Genomic DNA, 22,162 nt, shown 5'->3' on the forward strand with positions numbered 1-22,162 from the left:
TTTTCTTTAAAAATTATAGTGCTTACATGCTGTAGTTACTCTATTAAGCTACCTCAAAATTTTACTTTGTTTCAAAAACATAAAAGGTTTAAGCCAGAACAGTGAATTTAATGTCCAAAACCTAACGTTTTAAAACTCAAAAGGGTTTAAAACTGATTTATGTCAGTTGAAAAGTTTAGGAATTTTCGTAACTTCATTGGCTAAATCAATCTTAAAACTAATGTAATGGATAAGAAAAAACCTAAATTAACTAGGCAAACAGGAGCTCCTGTTCCAGATAATCAAAATGTACAAACAGCTGGGCCCCGCGGACCCATGTTAATGCAGGATGCTTGGTTTCTTGAAAAAATGGCAAACTTCGACAGAGAAGTTATACCAGAAAGACGAATGCACGCGAAAGGTTCAGGGGCTTTTGGAACATTTACAGTTACACACGACATCTCACAGTACACAAAAGCTGACATCTTTAGCGAAGTAGGAAAAAAAACAGAAATGTTTAGCCGTTTTTCTACCGTGGCTGGAGAAAGAGGTGCTGCAGATGCAGAAAGAGATATTAGAGGATTTGCACTTAAGTTTTATACCGAGGAAGGAATCTGGGATTTAGTAGGTAATAATACCCCCGTGTTTTTCTTCCGCGACCCGATGAAATTTCCAGATCTAAATCACGCTGTAAAACGCGACCCAAAGACAAATATGCGGGACGCTAATAACAATTGGGATTTTTGGACCTTATTACCTGAGGCACTTCACCAAGTAACAATTATTATGAGCGATCGCGGTATTCCAAGAGGATACAGACATATGCACGGCTTTGGCAGCCACACCTATAGCCTTATTAACAAAGACAATAAAAGACATTGGGTGAAATTCCATTTTGTAACGCAACAAGGGATAGAAAACCTATCCGATGAAGAAGCGGCAAAAATTGTAGGTATGGACAGGGAATCTTCTCAAAGAGATCTTTTTGATGCCATTGAAAACAATGACTTCCCAAAATGGAAGATGTTTATTCAAGTAATGACGGAAGAAGAAGCAAAAACCTACCGTTTTCATCCCTTCGACTTAACGAAAGTTTGGTCTAAAAAGGACTTCCCTTTAATTCCTGTAGGGGAATTTGAGCTAAATAAAAATCCTGAAAACTACTTTCAAGATGTAGAGCAAGCTGCATTTAATCCGACAAATATCGTTCCTGGAATTGGCTTCTCTCCAGATAAAATGCTTCAAGGTAGATTGTTTTCGTATGGAGATGCGCAACGGTATAGACTTGGTGTAAATCACTATCAGATTCCCGTGAACAAACCTAAATGTCCTTATCACGCATATCACAGAGATGGAGCTATGCGAGTAGATGGCAATTACGGTGCAAAAAAACATTACGAACCAAACAGCTATGGCGAATGGCAAGAACAACCTCACGCCCAAGAACCACCTTTAGAATTGAGTGGTGATGCTTACGCTCATAACTTTAGGGATGATGATGAAGATTACTTCACCCAACCTGGAGATTTATTCCGCATTATTAAAGCGGATGGAAAAGCTGATGTTTTATTTAAAAACACTGCTGCACAAGTTGGAGGAGCCGAGAAGTTTATTCAAATAAGACATATCAGAAATTGTTATAAAGCCGACCCAGAATATGGCGAAGGTGTAGCAAAAGCACTTGATTTAACGATGGATGAGGTAAATAACTTTGATATGACTCCTTATAACAAATGGGCACCCGGACCAAGTAATGGATAGTGCTTTTTAAAAAATAGCAACAATAAAAGCAAATGCCATAGATGGTCGATATTCGATTATTTATGGCATTTATGCTAACTTTAAATATTTCTCTAACATTTAATAACCTTTAAAATTTAGATATTATGAAAAAATTTATATCACTAATTGCAATTGCACTCTTTACCATAGGTTCATTTGCACAAACACAATGGAAAGTCGATCCTTATCACTCTTCGCTAAACTTTAATATTTCCCATTCAGGAATTAGCATTGTAAACGGTAACTTTTTAGAATACACAGGAAACTTAACTACCGATGGAGAAGCGCTAAATAATGCAAACTTCGATTTTACTGTAAAAGTAAACAGTATAAACACCAATGTAACGGATAGAGACAATCACCTGAGAAGTGCTGATTTTTTTGAGGTTGAAAAATACCCTAACATGACTTTCAAAAGCACTAAAATTCTAGCAACTGGAAAGCCAGATAAGTATTTGTTGTATGGTAAATTAACTATTAAAGACGTTACTAAAGATGTGATTTTTGATGTGCATTATGGAGGAACTGTTAAGAGTGATAAAGGTGAAAAATTAGGAATGAAAGCCAAAACCACCATTAATAGATTTGACTACAACATCAATTTCGACCCAACTGCTGCAGGTGTTGGAAAAGATGTAACTATTGTTGTTCACTTGCAGTTTGCAAAACAATAATTATGAAAAATTCATCAATAGAAGTAGTCAAGAAAATGTTCGAAGCCTTCAGTGAAGGAGATGTAGAAAAAATAGTAGACACGGTTTCCGAAGATACGGTTTGGATTTATCACGGAACCCAGATAATTCCCGCCGGAACTTTTGGAAAAAAAGAAGGCGTTAGAACCTTTTTTACTAATATTCTCGAAAGGACTGAAATAATCAATTTTGAACCTCAGCAATATATTGTTGAAGACAATATGGTTGTGGTGTTAGGAAAAGAACATCAAAAGGTTAAGCGCTCGGGAAGAGAACTAAAGCAAAAATGGGTTCAAATTTATACCGTTGAAAACAGATTAATTACAAAAATGGAAGAGTTTGCTACGTCGGAAGAGGTAGCGTAAACTTTGTGTTTTCTTTTAAAAATAAACCTAGTGCTAGCAGTTTATAGCACTAGGTATTTTTATCTAATTATATTTTCAACTCTTTTAAAAATGGTATTTCAAAACACAACAATTAACTTACAATCAATATATTGTATGACATTTATCATTGCCAATTTCATCTTTAAGGCTTAGATTGTTAACTTGTCCTAACGCCAATTATATAAGCGATTTTTAAATTTTGGGCATTACTTAATAGTATTAACTTTTAAATAAATGTATAATGAAGAAAAAGTTTTTTAATGCGGAAATCTATCGCAATGATGAAGCTACTGAAATGATTGTGGAAAATGGTAAAATAGCCCAAATCGGGAAAAATTTACCTAAATGTGACGAAGAAATTGATTTAGGTGGGAAGTTAGTTTTACCTCCTTATGTTGACCCTCATTTGCATTTGGATTACGTTTACACTTTATCGGAACTTGGGCAAAAAGGCGCGGGCTCAGGAACCTTATTTGAAGCGATAGAACTGTGGCCTAAGTTTAAAGAAACCTTGACAGTTGAAAGTGTGAAAAAACTTGCAATGAAAGGAATTCACGATGAGGTTTCTCAAGGGGTGCAGCACATTCGAACGCATATAGATGTTACCGACCCAAATTTCACGGCGTTGAAAGCGATGCTTGAAATGAAAGAAGACCTAAAAAATACTGTCGATATTCAAATTGTGGCTTTTCCGCAGCAAGGAATGTACACTTATAAAGGAGGATTAGAACTCGTAGAAGAAGCCCTAAAAATGGGGGCTGATGTTGTTGGAGGAATCCCACATTACGAACCAGCTAGGGAATTTGGAGAGAAATCTGTTCACGACATTGTTAATCTCGGACTGAAATACGATAAAATGATTGATGTTCACTGCGATGAAACAGATGACACCCATTCGCGTTTTGTGGAGTTACTGAATGCACTTGTTCTTATGGAGGACTACGGCACTAGAACCACCGCGAGTCACACCTGTTCCTTTGGTTCGGCAGATAACTCCTATGCTTTTAGAATGATGGATCTGTTTCAAAAGAGTAAGTTAAACTTTATTGCTTGTCCCACCGAAAACGCTTATTTACAAGGTCGACAGGACACCTACCCAAAACGTCGTGGATTAACTAGAGTAAAAGAGTTTCTAGAATTAGGAATTAATGTTGCTTTCGCACAAGATTCCATAAACGACCCGTGGTACCCAATGGGGAATGGAAACATGATGAATATTCTAGATAACGGAATTCACCTCGCACAAACCATGTCGCCAGAAGAGATAAAAACAAGTTTTGACTTGATTACCTACAACGGCGCACGATGTATGAATATTCAAGATAGTTATGGTCTAGAAGTAGGAAAAGCAGCCAATTTTATTGTACTGAACGAAACTACAGTGTATGAAGCCATTCGAAAAAGAGTAGACGTATTGGCTTCGGTTCGAAATGGTGAGTTTTTATTCCGTCGCAAGGAGGTAGAATACGACCTGCCATTGAATCTGTAAACATATCGTATTCACTGCTTTTAGGAAAATCATTATAGTTTCAAACCACTAATTTCTCAAAGGTATTATGGATGGATTTGTTGAATTATCAGAATACATTTTCCGTATTGGCACTGCTTTTATATTAGGCGGAATTATTGGTTTTGAAAGACAGTGGCAACAAAAAAACGCAGGATTGCGAACCAATACCTTAGTGGCGATTGGCGCTGCTTCGTATGTATTGCTATCTATAGACTTATATAGCCTAGCGGGTGGAGATCCCGGGAGAGTAACGGCGCAAATTGTTACGGGTATTGGTTTTATTGGTGCTGGGGTTATAATGAAAGACGGGTTTAATGTGAGAGGACTAAATACCGCAGCCACCATATGGTGTTCCGCAGCAGTAGGAACATTGGCAGGGATGGGCTTTTTGCTAGAAGCCTTAATTACCACCATCGCCGTGGTTTTATCTCACTTAATTTTAAGACCCATAAGTGTTCGTTTATCAAAGATTTCGGCTTATCGAAAAACCAGAGTTAAAGAAACTTACTACCAGATTTCTATCCAATGTCCCGTGAGTACAGAAGCAAATGTTCGATTTTGGTTATTAAATCATATAGAAACTAACGATCAATTATTGGTACGTTCAATTAATAGAAAAACTTTAGAATCTAATACAGAAGAAGTAGTCATTGAAATAGAAGTGGCCACTATTGGCGAACAAGAAAACTTATTGGAATACTTGGTTACAGGTCTTACTATGAAACTCGAAGTAACTCGAGCAGGGTGGAAATTAGTAGGGCGAGAAACAGAATATTAGCCCCAACTCATTCTATTAAATTATTTGTGTATTTCACAGAATTAAAAATAAAACTATGAGCAAACAAAATATTGCGGAAAAAACTAAAAGTGCTTTTCCGTGGTTGATAATGATTTTAATGTCGTCTGTAACCTTTGTAGGAATTCTCTCTGAATTGATGCCTTCGGGGGTTTTACCCCTTATGATGGACGATTTGAATATCAACGAAATTCAGACAGGGAATTTAGTTGGGTATTATGCCATAGCTTCTGCTATTTTTGCAATTCCGCTTATTTCCTTGACAATGCAATTCAACAGGAAATATTTATTACTTCTTTTGTTAGGAGGATTTGCTATTTCCAACATTATTTCAGGACTGGTTTACGATTACACCATAATTATAATACTTAGAGTTATTGGGGGTATTTGTGCTGGAGTTATGTGGCCAATGATTGCTGCTTATGGAATGCGGTTGGTAGATGAAAAGCATCACGGAAAGGCGATTGCAGTAATTATGGCAGGAACAACTTTAGGGATTAGTGTTGGGATGCCGATAATGACAACCATCGGGAATGACTATGGTTGGAGAACAGAATTTATTGGGCTTGGTGCATTTATCCTTGTTATTGCAATTATAAGTTTCTTTGCATTGCCCTCAACTCCAGGAGAAAAACTAACTAAAAGCTCCTCGCCATTTGCATTACTAAAAATACCAGAAGTGTTAATAATATTGTTACTTACCTTACTCGGAGTAGTAGCACACTATGGCGTTTATGTGTATATCACAAGTCTTGTGGATGAAATTCAGCTTGCTGGAGGTGTTGAAATGGCACTGCTATTTTTTGGAATTGGTTCGTTAATTTCAGTCTTAATAGCTATAAAATACACCGATAAATACTTGAGATTGCTAACCATAGCAATGTTTGGTTTGATTATAATTTCAATGGTTATTTTTCTGATGTTTGGAGGTGCCACTGGAATTGGACATTTCGCCTTCTTTCTATGGGGAGTTTCCTTTGGGCCATTAGTAACCTTGCTACAGGCAGCTGTGAGTAGACAAGTAGAAACTGCTAAAGATGTGGCTACATCGGTTCAATCTTCAGTTTTCAACCTATCAATTATGATTGCATCATCTGCTGCCGGCCTACTATTGGGAATTTACTCTCCAATGAGTCTGGTTTACCTAGCAATTGTACTATCCTTACCTGGAATTATAATTTCAGTTTTTGCTAAAAAGGCTTTGAATTAATTTTATGAAATAAAATAATAAATAAGAACATATAGAATTAATAGCGAGAAATTGATTTTATTATCCATGCACCGATTGCCTGTACTGAATTCCCCATTTTGCCAATTCATTAATAAGTGGTGAAAGTGTCGCACCATATTTTGTAATGGCGTACTCTACGGTTATAGGCTTTGTATCCATAACAGTTCGGCTAACCAAATGATTCATTTCAAGGTCTTGAAGTTCTTTGGATAGCATTTTGGATCCTATCCCTTCTATTTCTCTCATCAAATCCATAAAACCAAGTTTGTCACCCTCTATTAGTGTTCCTAAAATATGAAACTTCCATTTCCCAGATAAAATACTCATCGTATCACTAATAGCTTGCATCCTAACCTGACATACAGGGGTGTCGTTTATCTGTGCTTTCTTTTTCATTTCAATTTAAATATTAAACAATTACAACTTAAATCTAACAAGGTAATTTCCTACAGGAAAACACTTCCCAAAAGGAAATACATATCAAATATACACTTAATTAATAGGATACTTTGATATTATTATGATTGAGGTAATCAAAAAAACAATTAATGCAGTTCCTAGAAACACGATTAAATAAAAAGACATCTCTTTCAAATAATTATATTTCTAAGCAATTTAATGATTGATAAATTTAGAAATAACGAACTTCCATAAGAGACTATCACTCACAATTAATAATTTCTAAGCACTCTTAAGACGTTCGTAAATTGTAGAATAGAATTTTTCCCACTATTGTGGAACATCGGTATTGTATAACCTCCAATATTATTTAAAAACTTCTACACTGACCCTTTTATGGAATTTGTGCGTAAAGTAATGATTTGCTCGAACTTAGTTAACATTTTGATAATGTTTAAAGGCATTAAACCAACTAGATTATATTTGTATACCTTATAAATTTTAAATGATAGCTGTAAAATTCCAATGTTAAATAATTTATTAGAGACGATTAAAAACACACCTTTAGTTAAATTCGAAAATTTAAGTAAAGTTAATTCAATTGCAATATATGGTAAGCTAGAATACCTAAATGCAGGAAAGAGTCTCAAATCTCGCACTTCCAAAAACATGATAGATTGGGCGCTTAAAAATAAATTAATAAAACAAGGTGATACTGTTATTGAATCTAGTTCTGGAAACATGGCTATAGGGCTGGCTCAATTGTGCACATACTATGGTTTAAACTTAATTGTAGTGGTAGATCCTAATGCAAAAAAAAGCACTATCGATATTCTAAAAGTTTACGGCGCTACCATTGAGAAGGTTAAAAAGCCCCACAAAACTGGCGGCTTTTTAGGTGCGCGGTTGGAGCGTGTTCAACAATTAATAGACAACACTCCCAACTCCTACTGGCCTAATCAATATAAGAATAAACAAAACCCTAAAACTTATTACGCAACAGCAAAAGAAATATTTGAGGAATTTAAAGAAGCGCCTGATTATATATTTTTATCGGTAAGCACTTGTGGTACATTAATGGGTTTTGCAAAATATATTGATGAAAATAAACTACCTACCAAGGTAATTGCTGTAGATGCTAAAGGAAGTGTATTATTTGGAAAAAAACCAGAGAAAAGGATAATTGCTGGTCATGGAGCCAGTATTCCATCAACTTTTTTAGATACTCAACTTATATATGATAATGTACAAGTAAGTGATTTAGATTGCATCAAAGGGTGTTGGAAGCTTCTTCTCCATGAGGCCATTCTTGCAGGAGGCTCTACAGGCGGAACGTTGACTGCTATAGAAAACTACGCCGATAAACTACCAGAAAATTCTAAATGCGTTATGCTTGTAGCAGATGATGGTGAACGCTATATAGATAGTATTTACAATAAAGATTGGATTGAAAAACAATTCTTATTAAGTCCTGAGAAAATTAAAGATCTAACTTCAAAATGGGAGTAAAAAACCCTGTTAATATTGCTATAGTAGGATTAGGACCGAAAGGATTTTATGCATTAGAGCGATTGCTTGCCACTATTAGTAGTTATAAGATTACGCGTTCTATAAAGATATATTTATTTAATAGCTCGAATAGTTATGCCGCAGGTGATGTGTATAGTACCCAGCAGCCTGAGTATTTAATAATGAATTTTCCTAACGATAAAATCGATATCTGGAACAGACAGCTACCTCCTTCCATAGTGAATGAAGCCTTAAATTTCACATCCTGGTTAGCAAAAAATTATCCTGAAACTCTTAAATCATTTTATGCTCCTCGAAAAATAGTAGGCGAATATCTTATAGATGGATATAAACAGCTAAAAGAATCCATCCCTTCAAATATCGAGATTATTGAAATTGAAGATATTGTAACGGCTATTGGTATTGAAAAAGATGCCTTGAAGATCACCACCAAAAATCAAGGGGTTTTCAATACTCTTTTTTTTAGTATTATGTGTACCACAGGTCATTTAGGAGCCGGTGCTTCCTTTAATGAGAAAGCGAAAACAGCTGCGGAAGTGCCCTTTGTATACCCGTTAAACGAAAAACTCAATCATCTTTCAAATGACAGTAAGATAGGTATTCAAGGTTTAGGTCTCACATTTATCGATACCTTGCTTTATTTAACAGAAGGTCAAGGTGGAAAATTTCTAACTGATAATGATACATTAACTTATCAACCTTCAGAAAATTTTAGAACTAAAATATATGCTTTTTCAAGAACCGGAATTCCTAGCGTTCCCAGATTGCCCAATGAAGATAGAAAGAGAACTCCAAATTATTTTACAATTGAAAATATTTCTACAAGGAAACCAATAAATTTTGAGAGACAATTGTTGCCCTTAATTAAACAAGAATATTGCTACAATTATTATCACACTCTTTTTAATAATTATGATTGGGAGTTAAAATATCACAAAGACTTTAAACAAGTTGAAATACAAATAGAAAAATTTCATAAAGCATTTCCTTCTGAAATCAGATTCAGTTGGAATATGGTAGAAGACCCTTATAATGGTACTCCTGTCAATCATCAAACTTTTTTAGCATTGTGCAGATTTTTTATAGATGAGTGTGAAAAAGGTATTTCGAATAGTGCTTATCTAAATGCCCTAGGAACGTGGCGAAGTATTAGCAATTTATTTAATGAATTATATAGTTTTGGTGGTCTTGATGGAGAATCACATAAACTCTTCGATAATTATTACTTCAATTTGTTTAACCGAACTTCATATGGACCTCCAGTATCAAATTTTAAAAAAATGTATGCTATTGCTGCCACTGGCTTACTAGATTTATCCTTTGGCGCAAATCCCACAGTTGTAAAATCAGATAAAAGTTTCCTACTATCTAAAGGAAAGAAAGAATCGAAAATCGACTATATGATAAACGCCAGAATTCCTCGAAAAAGTTGTCGTGAAAGCATTTTATTTGATAGCTTAATCAAAAATAATATGGGTAGAGAATTTATTAATGAAGAATATAAAACTGGCACAATTCATATAGATAATATTGGAAAAGTAGTATATTCAAAAAACAGTAATATTTTTTTATATGGCACACCCACTGAAGGTATTACCTTTGATAATGACACCCTAAATACTACTCGAAATAATTTTGCTTCAACTTGGGCTAATGCCCTTTGTAAAACTTTAAAATAATGAACGTATTTAAAGCCAATAAAACCTTACCTCTCGAACCAATTACCTCACAATGGATGCACGATTTGTTTGCCCAAAACGATTTAATGCACGCATTGTTGGAAAAGTATGATTCTCCCATTAATATACTTAATCTTACATCTTTTAAAAACAACATTAACGCATATAAAGATCTCTTTAAAAACTATCATCTTGATGGACAGATCTATTTTGCACGCAAGGCTAATAAAACTGCTACTTTAATAGACTCAGCCCTACAAGAAAATATTGGTATTGATACCGCTAGTTACAATGAATTAAATCAGGCCATTGAAAAAGGTGGCAACGGAAGTAATCTAGTATTAACATCAGCAATCAAAACGCCGAATCAACTTAAATTAGCACTAGCTCACGAGGTACCCGTTATTTTAGATAACGAGGATGAATTTAAATTGTACGATAAAATTGCAGGCTCAGCTGGAAAAGTTGCACATATAGGTGTTCGAATAAGTGGATTCTGGGTTAACGAACAAAAACTTTACAGTCGTTTCGGTATTGATATTGATTCGTTTAAAGATTTTATCAAAGATAATTTTATAAACAATAAAAGATTTCCAAACCTTAAGATTTATGGATTACACTTCCATCTAAATGGATATTCTACCATAGAAAGAAGTCAAGCGTTGTTGCAGACCATTGAACTCACTAAATACATGAAGGAGAATTCTTTCCCGATAAAATTTATTGATATAGGTGGCGGAATTACCATGAATTACCTTAAAAATGAGGCGCAATTAGAAACATTTAAAGCTGAACTTCAATCTCAGGTAATGCACAGAGAGAACGAGGAACTTACTTTTAGACGTGACGGTTTAGGTTACGACAATTTAGACGGAAAACTTTCAGGTGCGTTAAACACTTATCCATATTTCAATAAAATACATACAGAGTCATTTATCAAGAAAATTTTAGATTTCCAGAACAATGGTGAAACTATTGCTCAATCCTTAAATAAACACAATCTGCAGCTTAGAATTGAACCTGGAAGATCACTATTGCAACAAGTAGGTATCACAGTTGCTAGGGTGAATTATAGGAAAAAAGATAGCGAAGGTCGTAATTTAATCGGGTTGGAAATGAATATGTCTCAACTTAAAAGCGCTAGTTCTGACTTTCTATTAGATCCATATATAATTTATAAAAAGCCTATTGAAAACAACACAGAGTGGAAGAAAGTATATTTTACAGGTGCCTACTGTTTAGAACAGGATATCATTCTTAAAAAGGTTTCCGAAGTTCCTCAAATTCCAGAAATTGGTGACATAGTTGTATTTGTAAATACAGCAGGTTATTTAATGCATTTTTATGAAAGACAGGCACATCTTTTTAACCTATCAAACAATTTAACATTCAATAATATGGAAACAAAGTACCTTAAGATTTCAGATTTTAAATTAGATTAAGCTATTAACCTAGGGTATGTAAAGTAACTATCTACTTTCGAAAATGTATTATCTCAATAATTATTAACTCGATTAATTTGCGATTTAAAAAACCTTATTATTCCTATTAAAATTAATCGCAAGTAAGCATTCTTGTGGTCTGCATGTTTTTATATCTTCAATTTTAGAATTGTGAGCAAGACATTCAGTACAGTTTACAACATCTTCACAAAAATCTGCTGTTCATTTTAATTTTTTTCGAGGAAAGTATCAAAGTAGTTTCCTGCAGGAAAGCACTTCCCAAAAGGAAACGCATATCAAAAATACACTTAAATATTAGTATATTTGTATTCAAATTTATAAGCATAATAGCTTAAATATGAGTCAGATAGGTCGTATTAAATAATTCATGTAAAAACACAACAATTTAAAAACAATATTATGAATAACGATAAGATAAAAAACAATCCGCTTCTTTGCGATCCAGAAACAGGGATGTGCGAAATGCCGGGCGATGATGTACAGGATCCAACAGAAATAAAGGCTCAAGCTTCTAAAAAGTCGGTAAAGTTGGTTTATTTTACAGATCCAATTTGCTCTTCCTGTTGGGGAATTGAACCTCAGCTTCGAAAGCTTAAATTAGAATACGGAGAATTTATAGAAATTGAATACAGAATGGGAGGTCTTTTACCCGATTGGAGTTATAACAGTGGGGGGATAGGAAAACCATCTGATGTTGCATCACATTGGGACGAGGTAAGCGTTTATTACGATATGCCTATAGACGGGGATTTATGGTTAGAAGACCCATTAGATTCGTCTTACCCACCTTCTATTGCTTATAAAGCTGCGCAAATGCAAGATAAAGAGAAAGCCAATTTATTTATGCGTGAAATTCGTGAGATGGTTTTCTTACAAAAGAAAAATATTGCCAAATGGGAACATTTAGCTACTGCTGCTAAAATAGTTGGTCTTGATGTTGAACAATTAAAAACAGATTTTGAAGGAAACGCAAAAACTTTATTCCAAGACGATTTAAAAGCTGCCAGAGAATATGGTGTGAGAGGGTTCCCTACTGTTTTCGTAGTTGATAACGAAGGAAATAAAGAAACCGTTTACGGCGCTAGGCCGTATGCCTTTTATGAAATGGCAATATTAAAAACGAATCCAAATATCCTGAAAAGCGAATACAGTAAAAATTGGGAATCACTTTTTGCTATCTACCCTACACTTACAGCTAAGGAATTTTCTGAACTTTCGGGCACTCCTCGAGATGAAAGTGAAAACGTACTGAACAAACTTACAACCAAAGGTTCTTTAGAAAAACTAACGACTAAAAACGGTTCTATTTGGAAAGTAAAATAGACTGAATTTAGAAAGTATAATTGTATATCCAACGGTAGGCTTAAAAAAGCTTACCGTTTTTTTAAAATCTGCATATTCAAAAATAATTCAAGTATATTGAATCACGCACCTTCTATTTTCCTGCCCAAAGTGTTGGTTTTATTAGGGTATCATTAAGATGATAGAAGTTATCGATGGTATAGAAAAAAGGCTTTCTGAAATATTTTATTAACCAATTGCAGAACGGCAATTTTTCTTTAAGTTTACGCCCTGTTAACAAAAAACTCTATTTTACAATGTTTAAAAAATTACCCTCTAAAAGATTTTTAAATCTTCTAATGATTACACTTTTGTCAGGTATGACTTTGCACGCAAATACTGCAAATAACCAAGGCAATGTACTAAATGATCCACCTTGCGATGAGAAAATCGTAATAGCTTGCGACACCGAATATACTGCCGACTTGGTTCCTAATGCGGGATACTGGACAAATTATTCTAATGTGCCTTATAACTATACTGGATCGGAGCAAGTATTTGAATTTACCGCTACCGCCTCGGGTTTACACATTATGGATCTAGATCAAGGGGAAGGTGATGCAGATTTTATGATTATGAACGCCTGTGGTAATATGGCTGGGAATATCACTGGTTTTTACTGGACGGGAGAGCATTCGGAATATATAGAATTAGTTGAAGGGACAACTTATTATATTATTGCCGATTTATATGAAACAAGCGGACCGACTACTGTAAGTATAAAAGTAAATTGTATGGGAGATGTAGTTGTTCCAGAACCAGATTTTGATTGCTTCCAAGGGATGGGCATCGCTCCAAGCGTTGATGCAGCATTTAATTTAGATCCGCTTAATCCAAATACATTTGTAGCTAATGATTTTACAGTTGAAGCAAATACTACTTTTGCACTTCAACAAATTTCTCTTAGCACAAATCAAGTTCAAGTTCCAGATCACGGTGTTTTCAATATTAGAGCAAATAATAATTGAATACCAGGCGAAATAATTGAGGTGATTGAAGCTGATGTAACATCTGCTATAGCTTACGCCGCACTATACGACGAACCTGTTTATCACGTTGTATTTGATTTAACCGAAACTGTTCTTTTTACAGAAGGAATTTATTGGTTAGAACCAAAAATCACTACTCCACAACCTTCTACTGTGTGGTGGGCAGCTACAGAAAACGGCACAGATGGTGCCATTACCATGTTGTCTGAAGATGGAGGTGCTAGCTGGATGCCATTAGAAGCAGAATCAATATTTTTCGTAGCAGGAGAATGTGAAACCTTAGACGTTTCTGATTTCACATCAGTTGAATTTGATTTTTACCCAAATCCAGTAAACAACATGTTAACTATTCAATCACAGAAAACTGTAGAGTCGATTGAGGTTTATAATATAATTGGGCAAATGATGCTAAATTCAAGCACTATTTCACAAGGAAAAATTGATTTAAGCACTCTTAAATCAGGTATCTATTTAGTGAAAGCAACATTTGAAGGTGGACTTACTGAAACCCTGAAAATTGTAAAAAACTAATAGCAACAAATTAAATTTTTTAATGCTTAAAGCCGTCTCACTTTTCTAAATGGGACGGCTTTTTTATTTGCCTTTTCCGTCAATTACCGTAAGCTTAAAGGCATAAACAGCATAAAGTTGGAGAATACCAGCAGTTGAAGCCGATAGTTCCCACCGAAGAACTGTTCAATTTTGCGGAAACAAGTGAAAATTGAGGTGATTTCAATTTATCGATACAAGTCAATGGCAGCATTTAAAAGCTCTATAATTTCTGCCGGTAATACAATTTGATTTTCTTTAATTTCTACGTCTGTTTTATAAAGCGGAAGCTGAGTTTCAATCTTAGCTTTCATTGTTTGCAACGATTGCAATAATGATGTCATTGCGTGTTCTCCTCTAGGTTCGTAGGGTGTAAATGTTATGGGAAGAACTTTTTTTTGTGCGAATTCCCCAGAAGCAGTGCACCACTCCATTAGGTTTTTTAATACTGCAGGGATGTTATGCGTGTATTCGGGAGTTGCAACGATTATCAGTTCAGCAGCATCAATTTTTTCTTTCAACTCAAGAATTTTTATAGGAATGCCCACTGTTAATCTATAAGGACTAAACAAATCAAAATCTTGTAGACCCTCAAAAACTTGCATTTCATCTTTATCGTGTAGCAATCGCTGAATTGCTTTTAGAAGATAAAAATTACTGCTAGATATACTTGCAGAAGCAGATATTCCTAATATTCGCATGAGTTTTACTTTTAGTCAAGACAAATTACGAAAATATATATTGTTGAGACTATGTAGCCTTCAATCATAAAATACTATAACAACTCTCGCTTCTACTTCTGCAATTATTATCGTAACATTCTTTTACAAAGTAGATAAAAATAAAAAGCTTCCCTACTTTCGTAGAGAAGCTCTATGTACTGACTCTTTGAGTTCATACAATTAAACTAAAACACTTAACTATATAAATAGAAAAAGCTGACTTTTTACAGTCAGCTTTTCATTACGTGCGGGCGGGGAGACTCGAACTCCCACACCTCGCGGCACCAGATCCTAAGTCTGGCGTGTCTACCAATTCCACCACGCCCGCATTTTAATCTTTTACAATACTTAGGATTCTTTGTAAAAGGAGTGCAAATATAAACAAGATTTTGGTTTTTGAAATAAAAATTTTTAAAAATTTTAAAATCTCCTAAAACTTAGTTAAACCAAACAGCATTTCCACTATTTAGTACGCTGTTTCAGTGGTGTTTCGTACTTTAGCAAATCTTGAAATATAATATAATGAAAAGCGCGAAATCTTACATTGAAGAAAATAAAGATCGATTTTTAGACGAATTAATCGAACTATTAAAAATACCATCAATTAGTGCAGACCCTGCCTATAAAAAAGATGTGCTAAAAACAGCGGAAGCTGTTAAAGTTCAACTTAAAAAAGCAGGCTGTGACTCAGTTGAAATCTGCGAAACTCCAGGTTATCCAATTGTTTATGGTGAAAAAATAATCGATAAAAACTTACCAACCGTCTTGGTATATGGTCATTATGATGTACAACCACCAGATCCGTTGGAGTTATGGACAAGTCCACCGTTTGAACCAGTTATTAAAGAAACTGAGCTTCATCCTGAGGGCGCCATATTTGCTCGAGGAAGTTGTGACGATAAAGGGCAAATGTATATGCACGTAAAAGCGTTGGAATATATGACAGAAACCAACCAATTGCCGTGCAATGTAAAGTTTATGATTGAAGGTGAGGAAGAAGTTGGAAGTGAAAGTTTAGGATGGTTTATTAGCCGAAACCGCGAAAAACTTGCTAATGACGTTATCCTAATTAGCGATACTGGGATGATTTCTAAGGACACACCTTCTATTACTACCGGACTTCGTGGTTTGAGTTATGTTGAAGTAGAAGTTACAGGGCCTAATCGTGACCTTCACAGTGGCCTTTATGGAGGTGCTGTGGCAAACCCTATAAATGTCTTAGCTAAAATGATTGCCTCGCTACACGATGAGAATAATCACATTACCATTCCAGGATTTTATGATGATGTGGAAGAGCTTTCAAAAGAAGAACGCGAGAAAATGGCTGAGGCTCCTTTCAACTTAAAAGATTATAAAAAAGCTTTAGACATCGATTCTGTTTATGGCGAAAAAGGTTATTCAACAAATGAAAGAAACTCTATACGCCCAACCTTGGATGTAAATGGAATTTGGGGTGGATATATAGGCGAAGGAGCAAAAACGGTAATTGCAAGTAAAGCCTTTGCTAAAATAAGCATGCGTTTAGTACCGGATCAAAACTGGGAGAAAATCACCGAACTTTTCAAAAATCATTTTGAAAGTATCGCTCCAAAAGGTGTTCGGGTAAAAGTTAAACCTCATCACGGAGGAACAGCTTATGTAACTCCAATAGATAGTTTAGGCTATAGAGCTGCAGAAAAAGCTTATGAAGAAACGTTTGGAAAAACACCAATTCCACAACGCAGCGGAGGAAGTATTCCTATTGTTGCACTGTTCGAAAAAGAGTTAAAGAGTAAAACCATTTTAATGGGGTTTGGCTTAGATAGCGACGCTATCCACTCTCCAAATGAGCACTTTGGCGTTTGGAATTATTTGAAAGGAATTGAAACTATCCCTCAGTTCTACCATTACTTTACTGAAATGAGTAAGTAATAAATCATTAAAAAAAATATTTTAGACCTGACAGGTTTCAAAAATTTGTCAGGTTTAATTATTTATAAATACTACCCAATCGCAAATTCCCCAGCTAGTAAATCCATCATAATTTTACTTATAAATCGGTAAGAATCAAAACACTACTTTCAATATAATTGATATTTCCAACCTATATATTTTAAGATAAAAAGTATTATTTCGTTATCTTTAGGAATAGATTTCTAAAGAGATCCACTAAATTGTGAAACGAAAAAACAGTTTTTGGAATGAATTAAAGCGACGTAATGTAATAAAAGGTGCTATTTCTTATATAGTAGTGGCTTGGTTACTTATACGTATAGTTGTACTATTGGGTGATATTTTAGAAATGCCCTTATGGATTTCAAAAAGTCTTTTTTATTTACTTTTAGTAGGTTTTCCTCTATATCTTATTGGTTCTTGGATATATGAATTTACTCCAACAGGTTTAAAACGCACTAGCAAAGTTCCAGAATCTGCTTCCATTCGCAAAAAAACTGGGAAGCGACTCAATAAAATTATCATCGCTTTTCTAGTAATCTGTTTAGCTGTCCTGGTTATCGACAGATTTGTAATAACCGATAAGATTTCTGAAAATAATTTTGAATTACCATCCCTAGCATCTCAATCAAAAACAATTGCTGTACTTCCATTTCAGGACTTTTCTGAAAAAAATGACAATTCGTATTTTGCAGATGGCCTTACTGAAGCTCTTCTCAACCTTTTAACACAAGTAGAACTCTTAAAAGTCACTTCTCGTACCTCAACATTTTCATTTAAAAACTCAGATTTACAGCTTCCAGAGATTGCACAAAAGCTAAATGTAACTTACATATTAGAAGGTAGTGTACGCAAATCGGGAAATCTTCTTCGCATTACAGCACAGCTTATCGATGCAAAAAACGACAAGCATTTATGGTCGGAAACTTACGATAGAAATTTAGATAATATTTTTGCAATCCAAGATGAAGTATCTGCAGCAGTGGTACAAGCATTGGAACTTAATTTATTAAAATCAAAACCGCTTCCAAAGTCGATAAAGACCAATCCAGAGGCTTATAAATTATACTTACAGGCAGTACAAGCCTCCCATTTTTCTAGCGATAAACAAAAACTTATTGAAGCTGTAGATTTAGCGAAACAAGCACTAAATATAGACAGCAATTATATACCAGCTTGGTTATTGCTTTCAAGAGTTTATGAAACTCAAGCAAATAACGGCACATTAGGATTTAAACAAGGTTATACCCTAGCTAAGGAAGCAACCAACAAAGTTTTGGACATAGACCCGAAAAACGCGCTTGCTTATGCTTATTTGGCAGATGATGAATTGAGTTATGATTGGAATTTTGCAAAGGCGAAACAACTGAATGAAATTGCCTTAAAATTAGATGGTTCAAACCCAGAAATTATAAGCCTTACGGCTACCCTTGCTCTGTCTTTAGGCAATGTAGATAGCGCCGTTCGACTACAAGAATACTCAGCAAGTTTAGACCCGCTTAATCCAGATACACATTATCAATTAATGAATGCATACTACTGTGCAGACCTACTTGAAAAAGCTGTGGAGGCCGCTAAAACGTGTATTGAATTACAACCAAACCGCTATGCCTTGCATTATTATTACGCACGAATTTTATTGCAACAAAATAAAGTAGCTGCAGCCTTAGAAGCCATAAAACAAGAAGATGATGAAGGATGGAGTTTGCAGATACATTCCGATATCTACTTTAAACTCGGCGATATAGAAAAGTCCGATGCCTATATGCAGGAACTTATTTCTAAATACACTAATGATATGGCCTATCAAATTGCCGAAAGCTACGCTTTTAGAAACGATAAGGAAAATGCATTCAAATGGTTAACCAAAGCTTATAAAGTTCACGACGTGGGTTTAAATGAAGTATTGTCCGAACCGCGTTTTAGAAGTTTACATTCAGATAAAAGATGGCAAAAGTTTATTGATAAAATGGGTTTCCCAAAAATTGAAAAATAAACCAAATGAATCTCAACGATTTTTTTAACGAATTAAAACGAAGGAATGTCTTTAAAGGCACCGTTTCTTATTTAATTTTTTCATGGGTATTGCTTCAGGTCATCGCTATTCTTAGCCCTATAATTAACGCTCCTATTTGGTTTGGGAAAATAATTTTGATTATCCTAATCGTTTTGCTTCCTGTTTGGATTTGTATCTCCTGGTTTTTTGAAATCACTACAGACGGTATTAAAAAAACTAAAGATGTTCCAAAGGAAAAGTCTATCACACAAAAAACAGGGCAAAAACTCAACACTTTCATTATCGCATTTTTATCCATAGCAATAATCTTATTATTTGTTGATAGATTTAGACTGCGTTCTGAAAATAAAGAAAATGCCGTTGCTCTCGAAACAAAAGCAGATAAATCGATTGCCGTCCTACCTTTTTCTGACATGTCGCCTAACAAACAACAAGAGTATTTTGCCGATGGTTTGGCAGAAGAAGTATTAAACTCACTCGCAAAAATAAACGAACTCCAAGTTACTTCACGCACCTCGGCATTTTCATTTAAAAACAAAAAAATAGACCTGCAGGAAATAGCAAGAACCTTAAATGTCTCTTACATACTAGAAGGAAGCGTACGTACTCACGACAGTATAATTAGAGTAAATGTAAATCTTGTTGAAACTAATGGCGACAATAATATTTGGTCGCAGACTTGGGAAAAGGAACTCAAAAACATTTTTAAGATTCAAAATGAAATAGCCGAAGCAGTTGCAGAAAATCTTCAATTGCGAATTTTAGATAATATAATCCCAAGAGTAGTAGAATCGAATACTGAAGCGTACGCTCTGTTTTTAGAAGGTCGTTACATCTATCAAAATAATTACAATACAGAATCTTTGCTTAAATCTGAAGAGTTATTAAAAAAATCTTTAGCCATAGATTCTACCTACGCAGCAGCATTGATAACATTAGGTAATATTTATCACACACAAAACAACTACGGAATTATTGATTATGAAACTGGAAAAAAATTGACCTACGATGTAGCCGAAAAAGCTATAAAAGCAGACAGCACCTATGCCGAAATCTATGCCTTTATGTCTTTACTTTCCTTAGAGTATAAAAATGATATTGGAAAAGCGGGCAAACTAGCACAAAAGGCTTTACAATTAGACACCAATAATGAAACCGCTTTGCACAGAGCTTCAGAAGTAGCACTTTTACGAGGGAATACTGAAGAAGCCATAGCAATTCACAAAAGAGTAATAACAATAGATCCCGTAAACGCTTCTAACTATTACAGTTTGGCCAATACTTATTATATGGCTAAAAATTTTAAAGAGGCTGAAAAAAATATTAAGGAATCCATTAGGCTTAATCCAAACCAAGATGTTGCGTATTCATTGTATGCATTAATACTAATGAACCAGGAGAATTATAGCAAGGCCTTAGAGGTGATAAAAAAGGAACCTTTAGCAGGTTTTAGACTACATACTGAAGCTATGATTTATCATCTTTTAGACAATCAGGAAAAATCTGAAGCAGCATTAATGAAATTGATTGCTGATCATGAAAAGTCTTGGAGCTATCAAATTGCTGCTACCTATGCGGTCCTTAAAAAAGAAGATAAAATGTACTATTGGCTGGAGAAAGCACATAATTATAAGGATCTTGGGCTGATTGAATTACCAAATGAACCTATGTTTGAAGCCTATAGAAACCAAGCCCGATTTAAAGCTTTTATAAAAAAACTTGGGTATAAGTATTAGGTTCTGCTTAATACCCACAAGGAGGCCTGCGGCGACAAGCCAGAATACAAATAGAAAAGACCTAACAGGTTGTAGAACCCTGTCAGGTCTAAATATTTAATCTTCCTCACAAAATGGGTATATACGAACCAATAAAGTAATCTACGTGTTTACGAGGATAATTTAATGCAATTTAATTTTAGTAAAAATGGGAAAAAAACGATCTCTTGATTATACCTACAAGGAGGCCTGCGGCAACATTTTTAAGGATAAATGAAAAGGACCAGTTAGGTCTAAAAGTTTATACTTTCTTTACATAATCGGTGATAATCACAATCTGCTGACCATCTACTCTACCTTCAATATATTTTTCGTTTTCACGATCAAGAGAAATTCTTCGTACAGCAGTACCTTGTTTAGCAACCATACTACTTCCTTTCACTTTTAAATCTTTAATTAACACAACAGAATCGCCTGCTTCTAAAACAACACCATTACTATCACGATGAATAACCGCATCTGCTTTAGTTTCTGCTACGCCAGCTTTTGCCCATTCCTTTACATCATCTTCCATATACATCATATCTAACAAATCTTGTGGCCAACCTTCAGCTTTTAATCTATTAAGCATGCGCCACGCCATTACTTGAACAGCTGGCACAGTACTCCACATACTGTCGTTTAAGCAACGCCAGTGGTTTGCATCTACTTTTTCTGGATCTTCAATTTGCTCTGTACACGTACTACAGATGTAAACTGAAGCTTCGGCTCCACTCGTTGGCGAATTAGGCACTTCAAAAACACCGAGGTTTTCTTCACTTCCGCATAGTTCACATTTATTTTCGCTTCTCTGTTGTAATTCTTTTTCTAGGCTCATAATGTAAAATAATTAAGTCCGTTGCCAAGGCTTTGGAGATTGATGAGGCAAAGATATATTTTTCGTGAGATTTACCTACCACTAGTTGAATACGTATGACCCAATGAATCCCCATATTAGTCAAAAAGACAAAATTAACTGCTCTACACTTGTAGAATTAAAATAATTGTTCTACATTTGTAGAGTTAATTTTAAAATCACAATGATGACTCTCTCAAACGCTGAAGAACAATTAATGCAACTCCTCTGGAAAAAGGAGCGTGCTTTTATGAAAGATTTAGTTGAAGCCTATCCTGAGCCAAAACCCGCCACAACTACAGTTGCCACGCTTTTAAAACGCATGCAGGATAAAAAATTTGTGGATTATATTCAACTTGGGCGATCGCGTGAGTACTTCCCATTGGTGAAAAAGAAAGACTATTTTTCAAAACACGTAAATGGGTTGATTAAAAATTTCTTCAATAACAGTCCATCGCAATTTGCTTCATTTTTTACTGAAGAAACTAATCTCTCCAAAAAAGAGCTGGAAGAATTAAAAACTTTAATCGATTCCGAAATTCAAAAAAAGTAATT

Annotated in this window: 19 protein-coding genes and 1 tRNA gene; 16 read left to right on the plus strand and 4 right to left on the minus strand. The window is 34.9% G+C overall.

Annotated features, from left to right (window positions below; translation table 11 throughout):
* Positions 1–225: 225 nt before the first annotated feature.
* The 6 genes from RT250_RS09340 (at position 226) to RT250_RS09365 (ending at position 6,355) form a co-directional block, all read left to right on the plus strand.
* Entirely contained in the window at positions 226–1,740 is a 1,515-nt protein-coding gene (locus RT250_RS09340) for a catalase (RefSeq protein ID WP_313114285.1), read from the plus strand.
* A 125-nt stretch (positions 1,741–1,865) separates the two neighbouring features.
* A complete protein-coding gene (locus tag RT250_RS09345; RefSeq protein WP_313114287.1) occupies positions 1,866–2,435 on the plus strand; it encodes a YceI family protein in 570 nt (189 codons plus the stop codon).
* A gap of 2 nt (positions 2,436–2,437) precedes the next feature.
* Entirely contained in the window at positions 2,438–2,818 is a 381-nt protein-coding gene (locus RT250_RS09350; protein ID WP_313114289.1) for a nuclear transport factor 2 family protein, read from the plus strand.
* 262 nt (positions 2,819–3,080) lie between these two features.
* Entirely contained in the window at positions 3,081–4,328 is a 1,248-nt protein-coding gene (locus RT250_RS09355) for an amidohydrolase family protein (protein WP_313114293.1), read from the plus strand.
* 67 nt (positions 4,329–4,395) lie between these two features.
* Positions 4,396–5,127 carry an MgtC/SapB family protein gene (locus RT250_RS09360; protein ID WP_313114296.1) on the plus strand — a complete coding sequence of 244 codons (732 nt, stop codon included), beginning with the start codon at positions 4,396–4,398 and terminating at the stop codon, positions 5,125–5,127.
* A 55-nt stretch (positions 5,128–5,182) separates the two neighbouring features.
* On the plus strand, positions 5,183–6,355 hold the full coding sequence (locus RT250_RS09365; RefSeq protein WP_313114299.1) for an MFS transporter: 1,173 nt from the start codon (positions 5,183–5,185) through the stop codon (positions 6,353–6,355).
* 60 nt (positions 6,356–6,415) lie between these two features.
* Here RT250_RS09365 and RT250_RS09370 read toward each other — a convergent pair whose 3' ends face one another.
* Positions 6,416–6,772 carry a winged helix-turn-helix transcriptional regulator gene (locus tag RT250_RS09370; protein ID WP_313114301.1) on the minus strand — a complete coding sequence of 119 codons (357 nt, stop codon included), beginning with the start codon at positions 6,770–6,772 and terminating at the stop codon, positions 6,416–6,418.
* 528 nt (positions 6,773–7,300) lie between these two features.
* Between RT250_RS09370 and sbnA the strand changes: the two genes are divergently transcribed.
* The 6 genes from sbnA to RT250_RS09400 all read left to right on the plus strand — a co-directional run bounded on the left by sbnA (position 7,301) and on the right by RT250_RS09400 (position 14,308).
* On the plus strand, positions 7,301–8,284 hold the full coding sequence (gene sbnA / locus RT250_RS09375) for a 2,3-diaminopropionate biosynthesis protein SbnA (protein WP_313114303.1): 984 nt from the start codon (positions 7,301–7,303) through the stop codon (positions 8,282–8,284).
* Positions 8,275–9,984 carry an FAD/NAD(P)-binding protein gene (locus RT250_RS09380; protein WP_313114304.1) on the plus strand — a complete coding sequence of 570 codons (1,710 nt, stop codon included), beginning with the start codon at positions 8,275–8,277 and terminating at the stop codon, positions 9,982–9,984. Before sbnA ends, RT250_RS09380 begins: the two co-directional genes overlap by 10 nt.
* Positions 9,984–11,426, plus strand: a complete 1,443-nt coding sequence (locus RT250_RS09385; protein WP_313114305.1) for a type III PLP-dependent enzyme domain-containing protein — start codon at positions 9,984–9,986, stop codon at positions 11,424–11,426. The genes RT250_RS09380 and RT250_RS09385 overlap by 1 nt, the downstream gene beginning before the upstream one ends.
* 420 nt (positions 11,427–11,846) lie before the next feature.
* Positions 11,847–12,770, plus strand: a complete 924-nt coding sequence (locus RT250_RS09390; RefSeq protein WP_313114307.1) for a ClpXP adapter SpxH family protein — start codon at positions 11,847–11,849, stop codon at positions 12,768–12,770.
* Positions 12,771–13,087: 317 nt separating this feature from the next.
* On the plus strand, positions 13,088–13,756 hold the full coding sequence (locus tag RT250_RS09395; protein ID WP_313114308.1) for a hypothetical protein: 669 nt from the start codon (positions 13,088–13,090) through the stop codon (positions 13,754–13,756).
* A gap of 21 nt (positions 13,757–13,777) precedes the next feature.
* The gene (locus RT250_RS09400) at positions 13,778–14,308 is read left to right on the plus strand and encodes a T9SS type A sorting domain-containing protein (RefSeq protein ID WP_313114310.1); all 531 of its coding nucleotides are present in this window, start codon (positions 13,778–13,780) and stop codon (positions 14,306–14,308) included.
* A 206-nt stretch (positions 14,309–14,514) separates the two neighbouring features.
* Here RT250_RS09400 and RT250_RS09405 read toward each other — a convergent pair whose 3' ends face one another.
* Positions 14,515–15,027, minus strand: a complete 513-nt coding sequence (locus RT250_RS09405; RefSeq protein ID WP_313114311.1) for an NADPH-dependent FMN reductase — start codon at positions 15,025–15,027, stop codon at positions 14,515–14,517.
* Positions 15,028–15,294: 267 nt separating this feature from the next.
* Positions 15,295–15,376: transfer RNA gene (locus RT250_RS09410), tRNA-Leu, on the minus strand.
* Positions 15,377–15,570: 194 nt separating this feature from the next.
* On the opposite strand from RT250_RS09410, the gene RT250_RS09415 reads away from it, so the two are divergent.
* From RT250_RS09415 to RT250_RS09425, 3 genes are all read left to right on the plus strand, one after another.
* The gene (locus RT250_RS09415; protein WP_313114313.1) at positions 15,571–16,959 is read left to right on the plus strand and encodes a dipeptidase; all 1,389 of its coding nucleotides are present in this window, start codon (positions 15,571–15,573) and stop codon (positions 16,957–16,959) included.
* A 244-nt stretch (positions 16,960–17,203) separates the two neighbouring features.
* On the plus strand, positions 17,204–18,976 hold the full coding sequence (locus tag RT250_RS09420) for a TPR end-of-group domain-containing protein (protein WP_313114314.1): 1,773 nt from the start codon (positions 17,204–17,206) through the stop codon (positions 18,974–18,976).
* A 5-nt stretch (positions 18,977–18,981) separates the two neighbouring features.
* A complete protein-coding gene (locus RT250_RS09425) occupies positions 18,982–20,733 on the plus strand; it encodes a tetratricopeptide repeat protein (protein WP_313114315.1) in 1,752 nt (583 codons plus the stop codon).
* A gap of 280 nt (positions 20,734–21,013) precedes the next feature.
* On the opposite strand, the gene RT250_RS09430 is transcribed toward RT250_RS09425, so the two are convergent.
* Positions 21,014–21,589, minus strand: coding sequence for a PhnA domain-containing protein (locus RT250_RS09430; RefSeq protein ID WP_313114317.1), 576 nt, complete (start codon positions 21,587–21,589; stop codon positions 21,014–21,016).
* A 205-nt stretch (positions 21,590–21,794) separates the two neighbouring features.
* On the opposite strand from RT250_RS09430, the gene RT250_RS09435 reads away from it, so the two are divergent.
* Positions 21,795–22,160: a BlaI/MecI/CopY family transcriptional regulator gene (locus RT250_RS09435; RefSeq protein ID WP_313114333.1), complete on the plus strand. Its 366-nt coding sequence runs from the start codon at positions 21,795–21,797 to the stop codon at positions 22,158–22,160.
* Positions 22,161–22,162: the final 2 nt, after the last annotated feature.

The sequence above is a fragment of the Aequorivita sediminis genome, from assembly GCF_032080575.2.
GTDB lineage: Bacteria > Bacteroidota > Bacteroidia > Flavobacteriales > Flavobacteriaceae > Aequorivita > Aequorivita sediminis.

What these genes read in the sequence shown, in the direction of transcription:
- RT250_RS09340 (WP_313114285.1), top strand. Translation starts at nt 226, where the DNA reads ATGGATAAGAAAAAACCTAAATTAACTAGGCAAACAGGAGCTCCTGTT.
- RT250_RS09345 (WP_313114287.1), top strand. Translation starts at nt 1,866, where the DNA reads ATGAAAAAATTTATATCACTAATTGCAATTGCACTCTTTACCATAGGT.
- RT250_RS09350 (WP_313114289.1), top strand. Translation starts at nt 2,438, where the DNA reads ATGAAAAATTCATCAATAGAAGTAGTCAAGAAAATGTTCGAAGCCTTC.
- RT250_RS09355 (WP_313114293.1), top strand. Translation starts at nt 3,081, where the DNA reads ATGAAGAAAAAGTTTTTTAATGCGGAAATCTATCGCAATGATGAAGCT.
- RT250_RS09360 (WP_313114296.1), top strand. Translation starts at nt 4,396, where the DNA reads ATGGATGGATTTGTTGAATTATCAGAATACATTTTCCGTATTGGCACT.
- RT250_RS09365 (WP_313114299.1), top strand. Translation starts at nt 5,183, where the DNA reads ATGAGCAAACAAAATATTGCGGAAAAAACTAAAAGTGCTTTTCCGTGG.
- RT250_RS09370 (WP_313114301.1), bottom strand. Translation starts at nt 6,772, where the DNA reads ATGAAAAAGAAAGCACAGATAAACGACACCCCTGTATGTCAGGTTAGG.
- sbnA (WP_313114303.1), top strand. Translation starts at nt 7,301, where the DNA reads ATGTTAAATAATTTATTAGAGACGATTAAAAACACACCTTTAGTTAAA.
- RT250_RS09380 (WP_313114304.1), top strand. Translation starts at nt 8,275, where the DNA reads ATGGGAGTAAAAAACCCTGTTAATATTGCTATAGTAGGATTAGGACCG.
- RT250_RS09385 (WP_313114305.1), top strand. Translation starts at nt 9,984, where the DNA reads ATGAACGTATTTAAAGCCAATAAAACCTTACCTCTCGAACCAATTACC.
- RT250_RS09390 (WP_313114307.1), top strand. Translation starts at nt 11,847, where the DNA reads ATGAATAACGATAAGATAAAAAACAATCCGCTTCTTTGCGATCCAGAA.
- RT250_RS09395 (WP_313114308.1), top strand. Translation starts at nt 13,088, where the DNA reads ATGATTACACTTTTGTCAGGTATGACTTTGCACGCAAATACTGCAAAT.
- RT250_RS09405 (WP_313114311.1), bottom strand. Translation starts at nt 15,027, where the DNA reads ATGCGAATATTAGGAATATCTGCTTCTGCAAGTATATCTAGCAGTAAT.
- RT250_RS09415 (WP_313114313.1), top strand. Translation starts at nt 15,571, where the DNA reads ATGAAAAGCGCGAAATCTTACATTGAAGAAAATAAAGATCGATTTTTA.
- RT250_RS09425 (WP_313114315.1), top strand. Translation starts at nt 18,982, where the DNA reads ATGAATCTCAACGATTTTTTTAACGAATTAAAACGAAGGAATGTCTTT.
- RT250_RS09430 (WP_313114317.1), bottom strand. Translation starts at nt 21,589, where the DNA reads ATGAGCCTAGAAAAAGAATTACAACAGAGAAGCGAAAATAAATGTGAA.
- RT250_RS09435 (WP_313114333.1), top strand. Translation starts at nt 21,795, where the DNA reads ATGACTCTCTCAAACGCTGAAGAACAATTAATGCAACTCCTCTGGAAA.